Origin of the sequence: Liquorilactobacillus uvarum DSM 19971 (assembly GCF_001434935.1) — a bacterium.
Classification (GTDB): domain Bacteria; phylum Bacillota; class Bacilli; order Lactobacillales; family Lactobacillaceae; genus Liquorilactobacillus; species Liquorilactobacillus uvarum.
Genome location: NZ_AZEG01000026.1, coordinates 1 through 18,872 on the forward strand (window position 1 = coordinate 1; position 18,872 = coordinate 18,872).

18 protein-coding genes are annotated in these 18,872 nt (G+C 36.9%); 3 read left to right on the forward strand and 15 right to left on the reverse strand.

From position 1 onward, the window contains the following. The first annotated feature begins 410 nt into the window (after positions 1 to 410). Positions 411 to 683 carry a hypothetical protein gene (locus FD20_RS10015; protein ID WP_057738230.1) on the forward strand — a complete coding sequence of 91 codons (273 nt, stop codon included), beginning with the start codon at positions 411 to 413 and terminating at the stop codon, positions 681 to 683. A 242-nt stretch (positions 684 to 925) separates the two neighbouring features. Here FD20_RS10015 and FD20_RS10020 read toward each other — a convergent pair whose 3' ends face one another. The 13 genes from FD20_RS10020 to FD20_RS10080 all read right to left on the reverse strand — a co-directional run bounded on the left by FD20_RS10020 (position 926) and on the right by FD20_RS10080 (position 13,198). Next, positions 926 to 2,110, reverse strand: coding sequence for an MDR family MFS transporter (locus tag FD20_RS10020; RefSeq protein ID WP_057738232.1), 1,185 nt, complete (start codon positions 2,108 to 2,110; stop codon positions 926 to 928). 75 nt (positions 2,111 to 2,185) lie between these two features. Next, a complete protein-coding gene (locus FD20_RS10025; protein WP_057738235.1) occupies positions 2,186 to 2,386 on the reverse strand; it encodes a cold-shock protein in 201 nt (66 codons plus the stop codon). 159 nt (positions 2,387 to 2,545) lie between these two features. Next, positions 2,546 to 3,193, reverse strand: a complete 648-nt coding sequence (locus FD20_RS10030; protein WP_057738237.1) for a metal-dependent transcriptional regulator — start codon at positions 3,191 to 3,193, stop codon at positions 2,546 to 2,548. A gap of 130 nt (positions 3,194 to 3,323) precedes the next feature. Then, positions 3,324 to 4,226, reverse strand: coding sequence for an RluA family pseudouridine synthase (locus FD20_RS10035; RefSeq protein ID WP_057738239.1), 903 nt, complete (start codon positions 4,224 to 4,226; stop codon positions 3,324 to 3,326). Between the two features lie 24 nt (positions 4,227 to 4,250). Then, positions 4,251 to 5,120, reverse strand: coding sequence for a hypothetical protein (locus FD20_RS10040; RefSeq protein ID WP_057738241.1), 870 nt, complete (start codon positions 5,118 to 5,120; stop codon positions 4,251 to 4,253). 93 nt (positions 5,121 to 5,213) lie between these two features. Then, complete coding sequence (locus tag FD20_RS10045) at positions 5,214 to 6,005, reverse strand: ABC transporter permease (RefSeq protein WP_157060903.1); 792 nt, start codon at positions 6,003 to 6,005, stop codon at positions 5,214 to 5,216. Continuing rightward, positions 6,002 to 6,871, reverse strand: coding sequence for an ATP-binding cassette domain-containing protein (locus FD20_RS10050; RefSeq protein WP_057738245.1), 870 nt, complete (start codon positions 6,869 to 6,871; stop codon positions 6,002 to 6,004). Before FD20_RS10050 ends, FD20_RS10045 begins: the two co-directional genes overlap by 4 nt. 2 nt (positions 6,872 to 6,873) lie before the next feature. Next, entirely contained in the window at positions 6,874 to 7,236 is a 363-nt protein-coding gene (locus tag FD20_RS10055) for a GntR family transcriptional regulator (protein WP_057738247.1), read from the reverse strand. 34 nt (positions 7,237 to 7,270) lie between these two features. Next, complete coding sequence (locus FD20_RS10060) at positions 7,271 to 9,085, reverse strand: FtsX-like permease family protein (RefSeq protein WP_057738249.1); 1,815 nt, start codon at positions 9,083 to 9,085, stop codon at positions 7,271 to 7,273. 16 nt (positions 9,086 to 9,101) lie between these two features. Beyond that, positions 9,102 to 9,863 carry an ABC transporter ATP-binding protein gene (locus FD20_RS10065; RefSeq protein ID WP_057738251.1) on the reverse strand — a complete coding sequence of 254 codons (762 nt, stop codon included), beginning with the start codon at positions 9,861 to 9,863 and terminating at the stop codon, positions 9,102 to 9,104. A 236-nt stretch (positions 9,864 to 10,099) separates the two neighbouring features. Continuing rightward, the gene (locus FD20_RS10070; protein WP_057738253.1) at positions 10,100 to 11,317 is read right to left on the reverse strand and encodes an ABC transporter permease; all 1,218 of its coding nucleotides are present in this window, start codon (positions 11,315 to 11,317) and stop codon (positions 10,100 to 10,102) included. Then, positions 11,314 to 12,207, reverse strand: coding sequence for an ABC transporter ATP-binding protein (locus FD20_RS10075; RefSeq protein ID WP_057738255.1), 894 nt, complete (start codon positions 12,205 to 12,207; stop codon positions 11,314 to 11,316). The genes FD20_RS10070 and FD20_RS10075 overlap by 4 nt, the downstream gene beginning before the upstream one ends. Before the next feature lie 85 nt (positions 12,208 to 12,292). Beyond that, positions 12,293 to 13,198: a LysR family transcriptional regulator gene (locus FD20_RS10080; RefSeq protein ID WP_057738257.1), complete on the reverse strand. Its 906-nt coding sequence runs from the start codon at positions 13,196 to 13,198 to the stop codon at positions 12,293 to 12,295. Positions 13,199 to 13,307: 109 nt separating this feature from the next. On the opposite strand from FD20_RS10080, the gene FD20_RS10085 reads away from it, so the two are divergent. Continuing rightward, complete coding sequence (locus tag FD20_RS10085) at positions 13,308 to 14,927, forward strand: malolactic enzyme (protein ID WP_057738259.1); 1,620 nt, start codon at positions 13,308 to 13,310, stop codon at positions 14,925 to 14,927. A 15-nt stretch (positions 14,928 to 14,942) separates the two neighbouring features. Next, positions 14,943 to 16,361, forward strand: a complete 1,419-nt coding sequence (locus tag FD20_RS10090; protein WP_057738261.1) for an anion permease — start codon at positions 14,943 to 14,945, stop codon at positions 16,359 to 16,361. 155 nt (positions 16,362 to 16,516) lie between these two features. On the opposite strand, the gene FD20_RS10095 is transcribed toward FD20_RS10090, so the two are convergent. Continuing rightward, the gene (locus FD20_RS10095) at positions 16,517 to 17,743 is read right to left on the reverse strand and encodes an acetate/propionate family kinase (protein ID WP_057738263.1); all 1,227 of its coding nucleotides are present in this window, start codon (positions 17,741 to 17,743) and stop codon (positions 16,517 to 16,519) included. Positions 17,744 to 18,152: 409 nt separating this feature from the next. Next, a complete protein-coding gene (locus FD20_RS10100; RefSeq protein ID WP_057738265.1) occupies positions 18,153 to 18,869 on the reverse strand; it encodes an MIP/aquaporin family protein in 717 nt (238 codons plus the stop codon). Between the last annotated feature and the right edge of the window lie 3 nt (positions 18,870 to 18,872).

Sequence of the window (18,872 nt, forward strand, 5' to 3'; positions counted from 1 at the left end):
AATTGGTCCAAAATTGTGCGGTATGCCGATATTAAACCTCGTATGAATAATTCGGGATAAATATTAGTTAGAAAACAAATAAGCTGTGACCTAGATTTCCTCTCGGTTCCTCAGCTTATTTTTTATACACTTATTTAGTGTTCTCATAGTAAGGAGCAAATTTCTTATTTTTCCACAACTCCCTCCCTATTCAAAAATATTAAAATTTCATCTTTCGCCGCTTATACTCAAAAATCTCATTTATGTAATATCTAAGAAAAATCTGATATCTTATTCTAAAATTAAGTTACTGTAGGAAATCAATAGAAAATCAATTTTTGCCAAAATGCTATTGACAATTATCCAAGCAACATAGTATAGTAATGGCAAGTCAAAGAAAACGCTTACATTGAATAAAGGAGGATTTTTTTATGAATGAAGAAAGTTATCTTGCTTGGGCCGAGTCGACACCACACATTTATGAAATAAATTTCAGTAACAGCATACTGGCACCACAGATCAATGATTTCCCTGAAGTTGAGGAACTAGGAACTGTTGCGCCACTCAAGCATAAAAAATGGCGTATTGAATCTATCATCCCAGAATTAAATGTCTTTAGTCAGTGTTTTGTCGCGATGATGAAAAAACACCATGTTCCGACCGAAAATTACACTATCGTTCAACTAAAAGAAGAAACTGTTTAGTCTAAGAAATTTTGCTTAATTACAAGCATCATACTTAAAACATTTTAAAAATTAAATTCAGTAAGAAACTGTATAAAATCAATTTCTTACTGAATTTTTTTCGTTACTATGAATTCAAAATCTTTCAGCAATTAGCGTGATAATGCAAAAAAATTTTAGCGTGAAATATTAAACTGCAACCTAAAGGCTGTTGCGTTTGTTCGTATTTATATTTTTAAATAAACCGGTAGAGTTTGCAAGAACTACCTTCTTTGTTTTTTACCTCGGATTCCAGTTAGCATAACACATGTGCCTCCACTAAGAACCACCAACACGACCATCCAGAAAAAGAGGATTTCATATGAACTTATCTCAATAATTAATCCCCCCAGCAGCGGACCAATAGCGTGGCCTAAAGAAGCTGCCATACTGACAAAGCCTTGAAATCTGCCCTTTTCAGAAGCACTGCTTAATTTATTGACCAGCGATGAGATTGTTGGAAAAGTAATCACTTCTCCGATTGTTACAACAACCATTGATAAAACGAAATGAGTATAGTCCTTAGCAATAATCAGTGACGCAAAAGCTAACGCAAATAAAAGAAAACCCACATATATTTTGGCATATTCATTAACATTAAAATGTTCATCAATATAGTTTATCAGTGGTTGACCCAAGACAATTAATAATCCATTAAGTGTCCATAGTAAGCTGTATTTTTTGACTGCAATCCCCAAACTTTGCATGTAAACTGACAAGTTACTTTGCCATTGCGAATAGCCGATCTGAATTGCCAAATATGTTAATAAAATCAGTCCGATAATCACGATATTACGTATATTGGTTTTTACAACTTCATTGTCTGACTTCACTTCAGATTGATCTTGATGACTTTTAGTAGGATTATTGTAATGTTTCTTAGCTATCATAAAAAAGAGGAAGAACAGAACAAATGTTATAAAAAAAATATAACGGATGTTGATATCAATAATAAAACCTACAAGCAATGTACCTAAAACCACTCCTATATTAGCGGTAAAATACAACATATTGAAAACGTAACGTGAATCATACTTTTTTATTGAAGTAGCTAAAGAATTAACAAGCGTATTAGCGATTGCTCCGCCAAAACCATTGAGAATCAAAAGTATTGGATAGGCCGGCCATCCGTTAAAAAAAATCAAAATAAACATTGAAGCCATTGATAGCCCAATTGATGCCAGCAACCAATGGTGACTGTTTAGACGATCATAAATATGCCCTCCAAAATAGCTTCCAACAATCATAACTATTGATTCTATGCACAAAACAAATCCCGCTGTTGTTAAACTCTGTTTCAAGTAATCATGCACATATATCGTTGTTAGTGGCCATACAAAACTTGTTCCGGTGCTGGCTATCAAACTTCCAAGAAGCAACCAGCTTAGTTTAATTTCCCCTTTTCTCATGTTTTCTCCTAAAATAAAAAAACCGGAGTAAGACAGCTAGCTGCCTTACTCCGGTTAAATTGTTTTATAATTTAATTAGTCTTTAACAACATTAACAGCTTGTGGGCCACGGTCGCTTTCTTCAACATCGAAAGTTACATGTTGGCCTTCGTCTAAAGTTTTGAATCCGTCACCTTGGATAGCTGAGAAATGTACGAATACATCGCTGCCATCTTCGCGAGTAATAAAACCAAAACCTTTGTCTGCATTAAACCACTTTACTGTACCTTGTTCCATAAATAAAATCCTCCTTGTGCCTCATGGCACTAAAATAGTTGTAATTCTTGATCGGCACAAATGGGGAAAGTTATTTGAAACAATCTAACCACGGTAACCCATACAAAAATACAAATATAGTATACCATGCCATTGTCAAAAAAGATAGCCTAAAAAAAATTATTTTACAAATATATAATGAGCAGCCTTAAAACTAACATTGGTCTCCTGCCCCGTCTCTTCAATCAATATTTTAATAGGTCCTTCAAAGGGAGCATGATTTATTATTGTTAACTTATCACCTATGTTCAATTCAATATCATCTAAGTAAGTAAGCAGATCATGATTGTCAATAAAACGATCAATTACAACACTTTGTCCATCTTCTGCATCCGCCAGAACTTGATGGCTATCTTCCTTATAATTGCCATTTTTGTTTGGAATAACACCGCCATGCGGACAGTGAGACGGGTGACCTAAAAAGTCATCCAGATGATCCATTAAATGGTCACTCGTCACATGTTCTAATACTTCGGCGTCAGTATGCACATCTTGGAGTTTATATCCCAGCTTAAAAACTAAAAAACTCTCCCATAAACGATGTCTTCTAACCAAATTTTCTGCAATTTTAATTCCCTCAGGAGTAAGTGAAATGCCTGCATAGGGCGTATGTTCAGCTAAACCATCTTTGACCAGTTTGCCGACCATTTCTGTAACAGAACCAGCAGCAACATTTAAACTTAATGAAATTTGTTTATTTGAAACTTTTGTTTGTGTTCCACCTAACTCAAAAATAATTTTCAAGTAATCTTCCTTCATGGGTGTCATATCATTCACCTCACTTAATTTGTCGTTAACTGTAGACCAAAAAATAAAATTCTAATAGCCATTATACCAGAATTTTCCCTATCTGTTTGAACAAATGATTTTAATAACTGTTCGCAGAAAATTAATTCATCTATTCTGAAGAAGGGAATACTAAATTGAGCCTGCGGCAGAGTTCTAAAATATCATCCGGTGGGTTGACGGAAACCCGTTGAGCTGAGCCATCAAATGGATCCGTATACTCTAGCGATTTTGCATGCAGAGCCTGTCTTGATATTTTTTTATCCATCTGCCCCCCATAAAGCTCATCACCAAATAAGGGATGCCCGCAATATGCAAAATGCACTCTGATCTGATGCGTTCTGCCGGTATGCAACTTAACCTTGAGCAGTGATGCCTTTTGGTTTTCTGAGACTACCCAGTACTCTGTTTTTGCGTATTGACCGTTTGTCAGCACAGATCTTCTAATTTGATTATTTTCACGTCCTATTGGTTGCTCAATCACCCCATGTTTTTTCTGAAATTTGCCCTCAACAACAGCTAAATACACCTTGTTGAGCGCTTTTTCTTCAACCTGTTTATTAATTAACCCTTGAGCTAAGCGATTCTTAGCTATCAAAACTACCCCGCTTGTAAACCTATCAAGTCGTGTTATTACATGTGGGACCAGATCCTCAGCATGACTATCCAGCAGATATCCCTTTACACGATTGACCAGTGTTCGAGAACGATCACTTGGTCCTGGGACACTAGTCAATCCTGCCGGTTTGTTGACGATAAGCCAATTTTTATTTTCCAACAGTATCTCTATTTTTTCATGATCGGCAAGAACTTCCTGATTGTTTTCTGGAGGCAGCCAAAGAGTCACCTTCTCATCTCCAGAAACACGATCACTCAGTAATGTCCTTTTTTCGTTAACTAAAACTTTTCCACCACCTTTTTTTACAATACTCAAAAGACGGTGACTTACCCCGCGATTTGCTAAAAAGCGTTTAACAGTTACATTTTCATTGAGATTACTCCACGTGTACTGCATAAAACTCTCTTTTCTAATTAAAATTTAAGATTTTTTTCTAAAAAATCCAACAACTATCCCGAATATACCGCATAATATCAACAACAACCCAGCATTTTGAAAATTTGCAGCAATAAGTTCAAGCAAGTTTTCTACTAATCCGCTTGCTTGAGCTGCTCGTTCAGCAATTTGTGCAAAAAAGCCACTGTTATTGGCAAGAAAAGCTAATACTGTCACTAAAATACCGCTCCAAAGGGCTGACAATCCAAGATAATGGAACCATCGAAGCAATGAACGATCATGCAACATCAGAATAATTGCAAAGATAAAAGCTGCGATAGTGCTAATCCAAAAAACCGTTTTAGTTAGATTATCAGCTTTTTTTATAATTGCTGTTGCTTTATCTAAATACCTCTCCTGAATAGTCTGATCGATATAGCTGTCTATACTGCCCAATAGAGCAGTCCGAACTGCTGAGAATTCTTCATTATTTGTTGAAACACCAACACTTTGTGCCTTCACTGCGATATTTTGACTGATTTGATTTTTTATTTTTTGATTGTCGATTGCATTTGCTTTGCCTGCATAAACATTTTCCACAATTTCTGTCAAATCTTCTTTAACTTGCTTTGAAGTGACCAAGCCACTTGATAAAGAAGTTGGAACACCATTTGAAGATGCCAAATCAGCCACAACATTATTTACGGTTGTTGTGGCCTCATTGACATAATCTGATTTAGTTGCCTGCACGGTTACAAACTGGGCATTTAGAACCGTCTTCTGCAGAATATGTGCACTGACTGCAAAAAAAAGTGTAATACCTATCAGAACAACCAACCAGCGGCTGATCGCATGTCCCGGAATCTTTGCTGTCTGTCGACTGCGCCTGCTTAATTGATTAATATTCTTATTCATTGTTTCACTCCTCATCCTACATGACCTATCCCCTCAAGTATAAACTACTATACATCAAGGACAAATAAATTAGGATAAAGTTTTCAAAAATAACTACTCATTTCTAACCTTAAAGCGTTTCATAACCTGTAAGCTACATAGACTGCTAACAATTCCAAATATTATCAAATCAATAAAAGGCATCGTTGGATTCAAAGCCTTGCCAGCACTACTCTTATCGTATCCTGCCAGAAAATTCAGCAGTTCGATAATTTTAGGTGCCACTGTAAAGCCGTTTTTGTCATATGCATTGCTAATTGTTGCCACCGCTACAATAAACAGTGTCAACATTGCTAAAATAACAAGCCTCCGTTGCTTTTTTGCGAAAAGGCTAAAAATACTTCCAGTTAAAATACAGCCGAGTGAGAATACAAAAGATGATAGTATGGCAAAAAGAAAACTCATTAGATACGCAACTGTTGTATTTTTGAAGAATCCCCCATACACCTGCATAAACAACGAATGTTTTTCCCAACTAAGACCGCTCAAAGTCAGTTTAAGCAGAAAAACATACAAGATGCCTATTGCTTGACTCAACGCACTGATTCCCAAAAAGGCAACTATCTTGGCTTTCCAGTATGTATGCCGTGAAATTCCATTTTGGATCAGTACTTTAAAATCGCTGTAGCTCAGCAGTGCAAGGCAGCCCACAATAATATATAGCATCGGTCCAAGTATTATATTTTTAATTGCTTCGACTAAGTTATAATTGGTACCTGTTATAAAAGATAATACCATTGGAAAAACAATTCCACCTAGCAACAACCACATCAATACATATAATAGCTGGCGAAAAACACGTTTGAATAAGAAAAAAACAACGCTTTTTTCTTTTGCTGTCATCACTTTAATTGCCCCCTTGCATTCGTCAAATTAATAAATAGCTTCTGCAGGTCCATCTTTTCAACAGTGACCGTATCAGGCAGAATACGTTCACCATCTAATTCACCGAAAACATAATTTCCTTGAATGTTGCCCAAGGTCTCCTGCCCAATAACATTTAATCCGACCGTATATTGCTCAACCTCTTTTGCAGGACCGGAGATCAAATATGCATTCTCAAGCACATCTTCAACGTCCCCATCAACAATGACTTTCCCATCTCTTATCACAAAAACATGTTCCAGACTATTCGCGATCTCTTCAATTAAATGTGTTGAAATTACAAATGTTTTCCCAGTTTTGACATAATTATCTACTAATTCACGATAAAATAGTTCACGATGGTTCGCATCAAGCCCCAAAACTGGCTCATCTAGGAAAACATACTTTACTGGCACACAAAGCGAGATAATCAATTTAAAAATCGTGCGATATCCTGTCGACAATTTGCCAAATTTTTGATTTAAATCAAGCTCAAAAATATTTGCCAATTTCTGTGCATAATTGTAGTCAAAATCTCCATACAACAATTCTGTAGTATTCAGCAACTGTCTTAATTTACTGCTATTAGAGTATAAGTTACGTTCACTCATCAAATATATTTTTCCAAGTGCTTCATCATTTTCAAAGACAGTGCTGCCATCCAGTGTTACATTTCCTTCATTCGGAAAAATCCGATTGGCGATAATGCTTAGCAATGTACTTTTCCCTGCACCGTTTCGTCCTAGCAGGCCATATATTTTGCCAGGCTTGATCTGCAAATTGATATTCTCTAAAACTGTTTTTTTACTGAAGTTCTTCTTGATTTCCTTAGCGACTATTCCATCCATACTCAGAACCCCCTTTTTATTAAATCGACCAACTCTTCTTGCGAGATCTGTAATTTTTTAGCCTCGCTGATAAGCTTAACGACCTCATCTTGATAAAAGAATTCTCTCCTTTTTTCAACGATCTTCCCCTGCGCACCTTCTACAACAAACATCCCGATCCCCCGTTTTTTTTCAATTAGCCCATCTGCGACAAGCAAGTTCATTCCCTTTAAAACAGTTGCCGGATTAATGTGAAAATCACGTGATATTTCTGTCGTCGACGGTATTTGCTCACCTTCTGCGTATGTCTTGGTGAAAATAGCATCTTGAATCTGCTGTGCTACTTGTAAATAGATTGGTTCCGAACTGTTAAAATTAAAACGCATCTTTTTCACCTCGTCATCCATAGGGCAAAACACGTCAGTCACTTTGCCCTTTCTTCTTTATCACTATGCGCTCATACATCAAAACCATAACTGCATAATATCCGAAATATAACAATCCAAAGATAGTAAAAGGCACCCAGATAGCATGATAAGGATTATTTAGCAATACTTTAAATAACTTCAGTCCAAAAAGTACATGAACTACACCGAGTGCTCCTGGCAGAACAAAAAGGATCCCTATTTCTTTTCTAATAGCCCACTTTAAATTACGTTTTCTTACACCTAATTTTGCAAGCAGCTGATAGCGTCTAACATCCATAAAGGCACCCGAAAGAATTTTAAACATCAAACAGCTTGCCAGCATAGCTAAGAAAGCAATCCCCAAAAAAATTCCCATAAACTCCAAACCACCAAAAATGGTCTTCAATTGTTTAAAACTGCCAAAGCTTCCGTTAACAGAAGCATTCGCTGTCATCTGTTCTGCAATTGCTACTCCATTTTTATCCTTAGTATTTTCAAGTTTTTGCAGCAATCCATAATCATTCGTTATATTTTTAACTCTGAACAAAAATAGAGTCTCAGTTTTAGTGTTGATTCCCTTAAATACATTCTTGTCGGCAATTTTCAAACGATGTCTACTATAATCTGGTGGCAAAAATGACATCATTTCATAACTACTTTTCTCAAATACAGAGATTTTTTGGTTAACATATTTAATATTATACAAGCTGTTACCGAACTTAACCATTTGAAGTGGGGTATTTTTTAATTGCTGTTTGTCAAAATAAATAGCATTTTCGGTAGCTTTTAACTTGTATGTATTTTGTTTTTCGATATTCAATCTTCCAATCAATCTTTTTTGTTGCCTGCTAGGCTCTACGATTCCCATCGTATAAGCTGACTGTGCGTGTGCCGCATTTTCAATCGAATTCCTAAAACCGATCCCTGTGGTTATTGCTCCCAAAGCTAAAGCAAAGAGCATTGAGACAACTGTTAATATCCTAGTATAATCATATATTCTATATTTTAGTTGTCCCAGCGTAAAAGTATTCAGTCCTCTTTTCGCTAAGTGACTTTTTCGCAAAAAATCAATAATTACGATTATACTGGCATTAAATAAAAAGTAAGACCCCAGCGATAAAGTTATCAATGCTGCTGGAATTGTTTTTTGTTTTAGAATAGTCGAGTCAGATATCAGCCAATATCCAGCAATCAAAAGCAGAATTCCCACAAAAGCCTGTAACAGCTGCAAATACCATGGCATAAAATTTTTGCTGACTGTCTGCTCACTTTTAAGAAGCTTCAATGCTGGTTTGCGTACCATTACAATTGTGTTAAAAACTGCTCCGAGCACAAACAAACCTAAATACAAAAACCCAGTCCATAAAATAGCTTTACCCCAGAGTGGTTCATAATACTTGGGTGTTATTCCAAGCAGCTTCGTTAAAAGTCTGGGAACAAATGAGCTGGCTAAAATTCCAACCGCAATTCCAACAATTGTTGACAAAATACCGATTAGAATTGTCTCCAACCACACAAGCTGACCTATTTTCCCTTTTTTCGCTCCCAACATCATAAAGAGTCCATAATCATGTTTGCGCATATTCAGCAAAAAACTATTTGCATAGTTCAGATAGACAAATGTAATCAGCATCAACAAAATCGACCCAAAGTTAAAAATATAACCGGTAAAACTAACAACCTTTCCGTTAGTGTGTAAAAACCTGCTGTTTGTTGCCAGTGTTTCAAAAAGATAAAAAATTGCACTGGAAATAATAAGGCCTGAAAGCAAGATCAAGTAATCTTTCCATCTATTTTTCAAACCTCCGACCGCCAATTTTCGTAACATCATATTCCTCCGTTCATTACGGTTCGAAAACCCCTAAAGTATCAAGTATTTCCTGATAGAAACCTCCACGCGTCTGTTTTTCACTCTTAAGCAATTCACGATTGATGCATCCATCTTTTATAAAGAGGATTCTACTGCAAAAACTCGCTGAAAAAGCATCATGTGTCACCATCAAGATAGATGTTTTGTGTTTTTCATTGATTTCAGTTAAAAGATTAAGCAATTCACGTGCAGACTTAGAATCAAGCGCTCCAGTTGGCTCATCTCCGAACAAAATAGTTGGTTTGTGTACTAGCGCTCTAGCACACGCAACTCTTTGCTTTTGACCACCAGACAATTCATACGGATATTTTTTCAAAAGCTCAAAAATGCCTAATATCCGTGACACATTTTCTACCTTTGTGTTTATTTCGCCAGCAGGAACTGATTGTAACGACAGAGGTAAGGAAATATTTTCAGCTGCTGTCAAACTTTCAATCAAATTAAAATCTTGAAAAACGAATCCAATTTTTTTAGCTCTGAAATCAGCTAAATGATCTCCTTTTAATGAACTGATCTCGTCTCCAGCAATTTTAACTGATCCTGCCGTTGGTCTGTCAAAAGTTGCCAGCATATTCAGTAAGGTTGTTTTGCCTGAGCCTGATGCCCCCATTATGCCAACAAATTCACCTGATTGCATTTCAAAGTCGACTGACTTAAGAGCCTCATACTTTTTTTGATTTCTTTTCCCATATACTTTTTTTAGATTTTCAACCTTAACAACTGATGTATTCAATATATGTTGACCTCCTTTTTAGCTTCACTAGTTAGTTACTTACGTAATTAACCATATCACTAGATATTTCAAGAGTCAACTTTTATCATTTTTAGCAAAAAAAGCGGAAGCCTTTTACTTCGGCATCCGCTCTCTTTGTTTATCTTTAATCAACTGAAAAACGCAATGTGTTTTCTGTAACACTGAATGTGACTAACAACTTTTGCATTTTTCTCACATCAAACCATTTCATTTAACAATTACTTAATTCTGATTCCCTTTCTGAAGCTCTTAAGTAGTCCAATATCATCTGTTTGCAAAATCAGTCCTGAATATATTTTCCCAACATAAACAGTCAAACTAACTGTGCTGATCAATAAAATCAGCACGGAAAGTACAATCTGCAATGTTCCAGCACTCCCATCAATTATTCTGACAGGCATAAAAAATGATGACAGAAATGGGACGAAAGACAATACTTTAACGATAACATTCGTTGGATCCTGTCCGAGCGCCAAAGCTCCAAAAAAGCCAACCATGACTATATATAGTGCCGGTTGTGTTGCTTTAGTAGCATCTTCAGGCCTAACGACTAACGCGCCACAAAGTGCAGCTAAAACAGTGAACAAAATAACAGCCATGACGACATACAACAAACTCAAAGATCCCAGATTTGCAACAATTTTGTCTATAAACAATTTATTATCATTGAAAATTTGTTTGGAGAATTCAAATTTAGGTGCAAGATTATACAATAGACCACCGCCCAAAATATATATTAAAATCTGGGTCGCAATCACACAAATAATGCCGCCGATTTTACCATAAAAATACTTTTGAGCAGTCATACTTGAAAAAATCATTTCCATAATTTTTGTACCCTTTTCGGCAGCAATCTCCTGTGCTGTTGCGGAAGTATACGTTATTAAAATGAAATACATGACAAAAAGCAACAACATAAAGGAGGCCGTCTTAATTGCTTCTTGATTACCCCTATCACTTGATTTAACCATCTGCTCAAATTGAGGTTGCGTTCCAAGTGTCTTAAACTGATTTTGACTTAAATTTGCATTCTGAATATTTAATTCCTGCTGTTTTTGATTAAGAATCTGCAAAAAATTTCTTTTTTCAGCCTGAGTCAAGTTTTTCGTTCCATGATAAGCTGCAATTATCCTCTTTTTATCTTGTTTTATCTCAAAATAGCCTTTGATTTTTTCTTTTTTAACAGCCTGTTTAGCCTGCGTTATCGAACTGTATTTGGTAGTTGCTGTCTTACTATTTTGCAATTCATATCGCAATGTCGCATCAGAAGCCACAATGGCGATTTGATTATTATCCTGCCCAGTATTAGAGGCAGCGTATCCCACACCAAAAGAAATCAGAATGAAGACAAAGGGGGAGATCACAAGTATCAAGAAGCTCCATGCCTTGACTTGTCGTCGATACGTTTCTTTTATTACGACTCCAATTTGACTCATTTATCTTCACCTGCTTTTATTTTGAATATTTCATTCAAAGTCGGGGGCTGCTGATCAAAAGTTTGAACATACTCGCCTTTTGTAATTGTTTCAAAAAGTCCGGCACCATATTTTTCATCGTCTATCTCCAAGCGACAGCTTCCAGACCTAGTCTGTGAAACTTTCTTTACATGTTCCAACCCTGCCAGCTGTTCTCTTGTCCACTCTGATCTGACGAAGATACGTGTTAGACCAAAACTATTTCTAACTTTCTGGATATTGCCATTTAGAACAACCTTTCCATTATTGATCATTATCAAATCATCACATACTTCTTCAACGTTTGTCATGTCATGATCCGAGAAAATAATTGTTGCTCCTCTTTTCTTCTCCTCAAGAATAACTTGTTTTAACAAATCAGTATTGATCGGATCCAGTCCACTGAACGGTTCATCCAAAATAATTAGCTTTGGTTCATGTAGCAGTGTACAAATCAGTTGAATTTTCTGTTGATTTCCTTTTGAAAGACTTTTAATTTTATCCTCTGGCTTTCCTTTGACCTGTAACCGTTCAAGCCATTCCCCAAGACGCTTTTGAACATCCTTGGTTGAGACCCCTTTAAGATTGGCTAGAAAACGGACCTGCTCAAAAACCGTTAGTTTAGGCATCAAACTGCGTTCCTCAGGTAAATAGCCGATATTTGAATAATTTTTTTCTGTTAAACTTCTCCCGTCAAAAGTTATTTCACCTTCGAAGCCAACAAAATTTAAAATACTATGAAAAATAGTTGTTTTACCGGCCCCATTTTTGCCTACTAAACCCGCAATTTGACCACTTGGAACTGCGAAATTTATTCCTTTTAAAACTTTTTTATCTGAAAAGCTTTTGCAAAGAGCATTAACTTTAAGCATTAATTTCCTCCTAAACAACTAGCCGCACTGAAATTAGAGTGCCTTCTAGTCTGACTTTTGTTCTTAACAGTATATCATACGCGCCTCAGCTCTTATTGTTGTCATTGTTTTTAAATAAGGTTTTCCTGATATTGTTTAAAATTTCACTTTGAAGATCATTAAAAAAATAGGCATGCCGATATGCAATACTTGTCACAAATTGCGGCATATCTTTATCCAGTAAATCAACTTTTACAATATCATTTCTCATTGGCGTGATGACCGACGTCAGGAATCCGATACCAACTCCATCTGCAATTAGATTCATCAGACTGTGTGTCCCATTAGAACGAAAAACAACGTGCGGTCTAAAATGATTTCTCTTTGCTAAAGTATTGATAGCTTGGTTATGAACGAAACCATTTTTAAACATCACAAAATCTTCTTTCTTTAGGTCTGAAAAATAAACATCTTTCTTTACTGCAAGTTCGTGCTTTCGCGAAACAAAGATACTGAAAGTTTGTCGATCAAATTCCTCGGTAATAATGTCTTCATCGCTCAATGAATCGATTGATCCAAGAAGTGCCAAATCAACCTCACCTTTTCGTAATGCTTCAAGCGTGCGCATTGAGCCATATTCCATTGTTTTAATTTTGCTTAATAGATTTTTCTCTTTCAACACACGTGCAACTGCTGGAAAGTAATTGTTTTCAATAATCGGCGGAAGTCCAAGCGCTAGTTTTTTCTGCTTAATATCAGTTATTTCCATTTTAATAAGTTGATAATGCCTGAGCATCCTTTTTGCATGCCGCAATAACTGCTCGCCGCTATCAGTAACAACTAACTGACTGTGCGCACGATGCCTGATAATCAGTTTCGCATCCAATTCCCTTTCTAACCTTTGAAGTGCAAATGTGATGCTCGGCTGACTAACTTTAAATTCCTGCGCAACTTTCGAAAAGTTTTTCAATTCCGTTAATCTTATAAAATACTCCATATCTCGTGTATTCATTTCAGCCCCCCACATGTACTGATATAACAGCATTTATAATACAACATTTTGACTATAAAAATAACTCTCATATATTATAAGAACAACTTTAAAAAAGGGAGTAATACTATTGGGAATAAATATTATTAATGATCCATTCAAAAACAAAGGAACTGCGTTTACTGCTCAAGAACGAAAAGAACTTGGGCTAGAAGGACTTCTTCCTCCTTATGTTCAGACACTGGATGAACAAGTGAAACGCGTTTATGCTCAATTTCAATCCAAAACTTCAAATCTCGAAAAAAGATTATTTTTGATGGAAATTTTTAATGAAAACCATGTCTTGTTCTTCAAAATGTTTAGTCAGCATGTTGTTGAATTCATGCCGATCGTTTATGATCCGACAATTGCTGACACAATCGAGAATTACAGCGAACTTTTTGTTGATCCGCAAAATGCGACCTTTCTATCAATCGATGATCCAGATGCTATTGAAAATTCACTGCGGAATGCTGCAAATAACCGCAATATACGCCTAATCGTTGTCACAGATGCTGAAGGAATTTTGGGTATTGGTGATTGGGGAACAAACGGTGTTGATATTGCTGTGGGTAAACTGATGGTTTATACCGTAGCTGCAGGGATTGATCCAAGTCAAGTTCTCACTGTTGTTTTAGATACAGGTACAAATAATGAAAAGCTTTTAAAAGATCCTTTATATTTCGGCAATCGTCACAAACGCGTTACGGGTGCTAAATACTACGATTTTGTTGATCATTTCGTAAAAACAGCTGAAAGATTGTTTCCTAACCTTTATCTTCACTTTGAAGATTTCGGACGCGACAATGCAGCTAACCTTCTCAACAAGTACAAAGACGAAATCACAACCTTCAACGACGATATTCAAGGTACAGGTATTATCGTTTTAGCAGGTATCTTAGGTGCCATGAACATTTCTAAACAAAAAATGGTTGATCAAACATACTTGTGCTTTGGTGCTGGAACAGCGGGAGCCGGTATTACGAAGCGTATTTACGATGAATTCTTACAACAAGGGTTAACACCTTCTGAAGCACGGAAGCATTTCTATATGGTAGATAAGCAAGGCTTATTGTTCGATGATGATCCAACCTTAACCCCTGAACAAAAACCTTTTGCAAGAGCACGCAGTGAATTTCAAAATGCAGATGAATTAACCAACTTGGAAATGGCTGTTAAAGCAATACATCCAACCATCTTGGTGGGCACATCAACACAACCTGGCGCTTTTACAGAAAATGTAGTTAAAGAAATGTCGGCACACACTGAACGTCCAATTATTTTCCCACTCTCAAATCCAACTAAATTAGCAGAAGCAAAAGCCGCCGACTTACTAAAATGGTCAAACGGTCAAGCCTTAGTTGCTACTGGGATTCCTGTTGAAGATGTTGAATTCAATCACGTCAAGTATCAAATTGGTCAAGCTAACAATGCCTTAGTCTATCCTGGACTTGGCCTTGGTGTAATTGCTTCAACAGCTACCTTGTTGAATGATGAAATGATTTCAGCAGCTGCTCACTCATTGGGCGGAATTGTCGATCCTACTGAACCAGGAGCTGCTGTTTTACCTCCTGTATCCAAATTGAATGTCTTTTCAACAACTGTTGCAAGAGCTGTCGCAAACAGTGCCGTTAAACAAGGATTAACCCGAACACAGATCACTGATGTGGATAAAGCTATTGAAGACACCAAGTGGATTCCTCATTATTAAGAGAGCGTGAATGAATTGAATATTGAAAAAATAAATTACAAAAAATTTATCCTGCCCTTTATCGTTGGTCTGCTTATCTGGCTCTTAACACCCCTTAAGCCTGTCGGCGTTTCAATTGCTGCATGGCATATGCTGGCAATTTTTGTGGCTACAATTATCGGATGTATCACGCAACCACTGCCAATCGGCGCAGTTGCTATTTTAGGATTCACTATTACCGTTATCACTGGAGAAGTTAACATTGATACAGCCGTTGCTGGTTTTGGTAATGACAGTATCTGGCTGATTGCTATGGCCTTTTTCATCTCACGCGGCTTCATTAAAACTGGACTTGGAAAACGAATTGCACTTGTTTTCGTCAGAATATTCGGTAAAAAGACGCTTGGGCTTGCGTATTCACTAATTGGTGTTGACTTAATCTTATCGCCCGCAACTCCAAGCAATACGGCTCGGGCCGGCGGTATTATGTACCCAATCATTGATTCCTTGTCACGATCGTTTGGGTCTAATCCTGAAGATAAAACCGAACGAAAAATCGGCTCTTTTCTGACATTTGCCGAATTTCACGGCAATACAATTACCTCAGCAATGTTCTTAACCGCAATGGCAGGAAACCCATTAGCTCAATCTTTAGCTAAAGCAGCTCACGTCAACATCACATGGATGGGCTGGTTCTTGGCTGCGCTTGTACCTGGAGTTATCTCATTAATTTTAGTTCCATTTTTGATTTACAAACTTTATCCACCTGAAGTCAAAGAAACACCTAATGCTAAAAAATGGGCTGAAGATCAATTAAGTGAAATGGGGCATATGTCTTTGGCAGAACGTTTTATGTCTGTTATTTTCATAATTGCACTTGTTCTTTGGGTTTTAGGTGGAACATTAAAAATTGACGCAACCTTGACTGCTTTTATTGCTTTGTCGCTTCTACTATTGACCGGCGTACTTTCTTGGTCTGATATTTTACAGGAGAAAGGTGCTTGGAATACTTTAACTTGGTTCTCTATCCTTGTGATGATGGCTAATCAATTAAATATTTTAGGCTTTATCCCTTGGCTAAGCAAAACGATCTCGAATAGTTTACATGGCCTCAGTTGGCCGGTTGTCCTAATTGTCCTGATTTTATTCTACTTCTACTCACATTATCTCTTTGCAAGTGCGACTGCACATGTCAGTGCAATGTATACTGCTTTGCTTGGAGTGGCAATTGCGGCCGGAGTTCCACCGCTGCTTGGTGGTTTGATGCTTGGTTTCTTCGGAAATCTGTTTGCTTCCACGACTCACTATAGCGATGGACCTGCACCTATTTTATTTTCCTCCGGTTATGTCCTTCAAAAAGACTGGTGGACTTTAAATGCCATTCTTGGAATATTCTATCTGGTTATCTGGCTAGGTGTAGGAACTCTATGGATGAAAGTCATAGGTATTTTCTAAAACAGGCTTAAAATGTTCAAGGCCCAACGCTAACAGCCATTCACTAAATTTAAACAATACATTTTTTAATATTAATCTAACATTCTAAAAGAGCAGCAGAGTCAGAAGCAAAAAACACTTCCGACTCTGCTGTTTTTATTCTTATAATAAAATAATTAAAGTGAAAGTTCCCTATCGTTATCATGGTTATGCGCCGAGTTCAAACTGAAAACATCCCGTGCAATCATTAATTCTTCATTTGTTGGAATCATCAACAACTTGGCAGCACTTCCTTTTCCAGTGAAATCAAGTTCATGTTTCGCCGTTCGTTGTCCCTCGGCTGCTGGAAAAATATTCAGCGGTTCTAGTTTGGCAGCAATACGAGCACGCATCGCTGCATCTTTTTCTCCAATTCCACCAGTGAAAACCAAAGCATCAGCTCCTCCTAGTTCAAGCCAATAGGCACCGATAAAATCAATAATTTTTTTGACAAACATATCGATCGCTAATTTAACTTGTGGATTAGAAGCTGCTTGTTCCTCTAAAACACGCATATCATTGCTCATTTCAGAAATTCCTAGCAGACCTGACTTTTTATTCAAAATAGTTAAGCAGTCATCAATATTCTTAATTGCACCTTTATGCATTAAATAGAAGAGCGCTGACGGATCAATATCTCCTGAACGTGTTCCCATCACCAGACCGGAAACCGGCGAGAATCCCATTGACGTATCAACACTTTTTCCGTTTTTAATAGCAGTAACAGATGCTCCTGCCCCAAGATGCAAAGTGATTAGTTTTAATGAATTAAGTGGTTTTTTCATAAGTTTTGCTGCCTGCATCGCTACATAACGGTGACTAGTCCCATGTGCGCCATACTTACGAACCTTCAATGTACGGTAATAATCATATGGGAGAGCATACAAATAATTCTTTTTTTCCATCGATGAATGAAAGGATGTATCAAAAACTGCGACTTGACGTGCATGAGGTAAAAGCCTTTCGGTTGCACGAATTCCCTTGGCATTAGCCGGATTATGTAAAGGTGCAAATTCAGCCAAGCTTTCGATATCCTGCAAGACTCCATCCGTAATCACAGTTGATGAAGTGAATTTTTCTCCTCCAGCCACTATTCGATGCCCCACCCCGTGTATTTCTGTAAAGGCAGTAATAACATGATATTTTTTCAATAGTTTAAGTGCGAGCTCAATTGCCTCAGTATAATCGATAGCCGTATCTAAATGGAGCTTATTTTGAAAGTTATCTTCTTTAAAAGTTATATTGCAATAATTAGCATTAATAGGGTCAAATAAAATACTGACCAGACTTTTTTCTGAAGGCATCTCAAAAAGCCGGATCTTAAGAGTGGAACTTCCTGAATTGACAGCGAGTATTTTCTCCATGATCATTCCTCCAATAAGTGTGGAATCATTATCGATAATGTGATTTAGTTCACAAATATAATAATAAACACTTTTCATATAATGTCAACCGTATAGAAGCAATAATAATAAATAAAAGTTCAATTCCAACAAATACACTAAAACAAAGCACTATAAAACTATACTTTGGAATAATTCAAATAATAAATTCAATTTAAGTAAAATAAAGCATTTGCAAATATTTTCACTTATAAATACTAAATATGCACTAATTACACCAAAAAACTATTTTTCATTGGAAATTAAACCTATTTTTAATGCCACAAAAAAACTAGCCTACAAGACTGCCTCCCAAGCAGCACTTCAAGCTAGCTCTGATCCTATAAAAACAGATTATTTAGAGTATTTGTTTATTACTCTCATTATTGATTCACGGCAGTATCATGAAAAGGCCAGCTCCTAAAATACCTCCTATGACTGGTCCTAGCACTGGAACCCAACTATAACTCCAATCGGAGTTACCCTTGTTCTTGATCGGTAAAAGAGCATGGGCCAACCGTGGTCCTAAATCTCGTGCAGGGTTAATAGCATATCCTGTCGTTCCACCTAAAGAAAGACCTATCGCAATGATCAATATACCAACAATGACCGGATTTAAACCTGCCGTAAATTGCCCCCGCGTAAAAGCTAAAAGTGAAAAGACTAAAACAAAGGTCCCGATAGCCTCACTCATAAAATTTGCAAAATAACTTCTAATTGCTGGTCCAGTAGCAAAAGTACCTAGAATCATTTCCTTGTCCTTAGTAGCTTTCCAATGCGGCAGATAATGAACCCAAACCAGCAGAGCTCCTAAAAATGCTCCCAGCATTTGTGCGACAATAAATAACAAGACACCTGACCATGGAAACTTGCCTGCTATCGCCATTCCGATAGTAACTGCTGGGTTAAGATGTGCTGGTCCTAAAAATGCAGAAGTGTAAATTCCCATCGTAACAGCAAATCCCCAACCAAATGATATAGCTACCCAACCAGCGTTATTAGCCTTCGATTTAGTTAAATTAACTCCAGCACAAACCCCATCTCCTAGTAACACTAAAATAAAAGTTCCTATCAATTCGCCTAATGCTTGAATTGCAATGCTGTTCATTTT

What these genes read in the sequence shown, in the direction of transcription:
- FD20_RS10030 (WP_057738237.1), bottom strand. Translation starts at nt 3,193, where the DNA reads ATGACACCCATGAAGGAAGATTACTTGAAAATTATTTTTGAGTTAGGT.
- FD20_RS10050 (WP_057738245.1), bottom strand. Translation starts at nt 6,871, where the DNA reads ATGGATGGAATAGTCGCTAAGGAAATCAAGAAGAACTTCAGTAAAAAA.
- FD20_RS10040 (WP_057738241.1), bottom strand. Translation starts at nt 5,120, where the DNA reads ATGAATAAGAATATTAATCAATTAAGCAGGCGCAGTCGACAGACAGCA.
- FD20_RS10015 (WP_057738230.1), top strand. Translation starts at nt 411, where the DNA reads ATGAATGAAGAAAGTTATCTTGCTTGGGCCGAGTCGACACCACACATT.
- FD20_RS10095 (WP_057738263.1), bottom strand. Translation starts at nt 17,743, where the DNA reads ATGGAGAAAATACTCGCTGTCAATTCAGGAAGTTCCACTCTTAAGATC.
- FD20_RS10070 (WP_057738253.1), bottom strand. Translation starts at nt 11,317, where the DNA reads ATGAGTCAAATTGGAGTCGTAATAAAAGAAACGTATCGACGACAAGTC.
- FD20_RS10075 (WP_057738255.1), bottom strand. Translation starts at nt 12,207, where the DNA reads ATGCTTAAAGTTAATGCTCTTTGCAAAAGCTTTTCAGATAAAAAAGTT.
- FD20_RS10055 (WP_057738247.1), bottom strand. Translation starts at nt 7,236, where the DNA reads ATGCGTTTTAATTTTAACAGTTCGGAACCAATCTATTTACAAGTAGCA.
- FD20_RS10020 (WP_057738232.1), bottom strand. Translation starts at nt 2,110, where the DNA reads ATGAGAAAAGGGGAAATTAAACTAAGCTGGTTGCTTCTTGGAAGTTTG.
- FD20_RS10060 (WP_057738249.1), bottom strand. Translation starts at nt 9,085, where the DNA reads ATGTTACGAAAATTGGCGGTCGGAGGTTTGAAAAATAGATGGAAAGAT.
- FD20_RS10025 (WP_057738235.1), bottom strand. Translation starts at nt 2,386, where the DNA reads ATGGAACAAGGTACAGTAAAGTGGTTTAATGCAGACAAAGGTTTTGGT.
- FD20_RS10100 (WP_057738265.1), bottom strand. Translation starts at nt 18,869, where the DNA reads ATGAACAGCATTGCAATTCAAGCATTAGGCGAATTGATAGGAACTTTT.
- FD20_RS10035 (WP_057738239.1), bottom strand. Translation starts at nt 4,226, where the DNA reads ATGCAGTACACGTGGAGTAATCTCAATGAAAATGTAACTGTTAAACGC.
- FD20_RS10080 (WP_057738257.1), bottom strand. Translation starts at nt 13,198, where the DNA reads ATGAATACACGAGATATGGAGTATTTTATAAGATTAACGGAATTGAAA.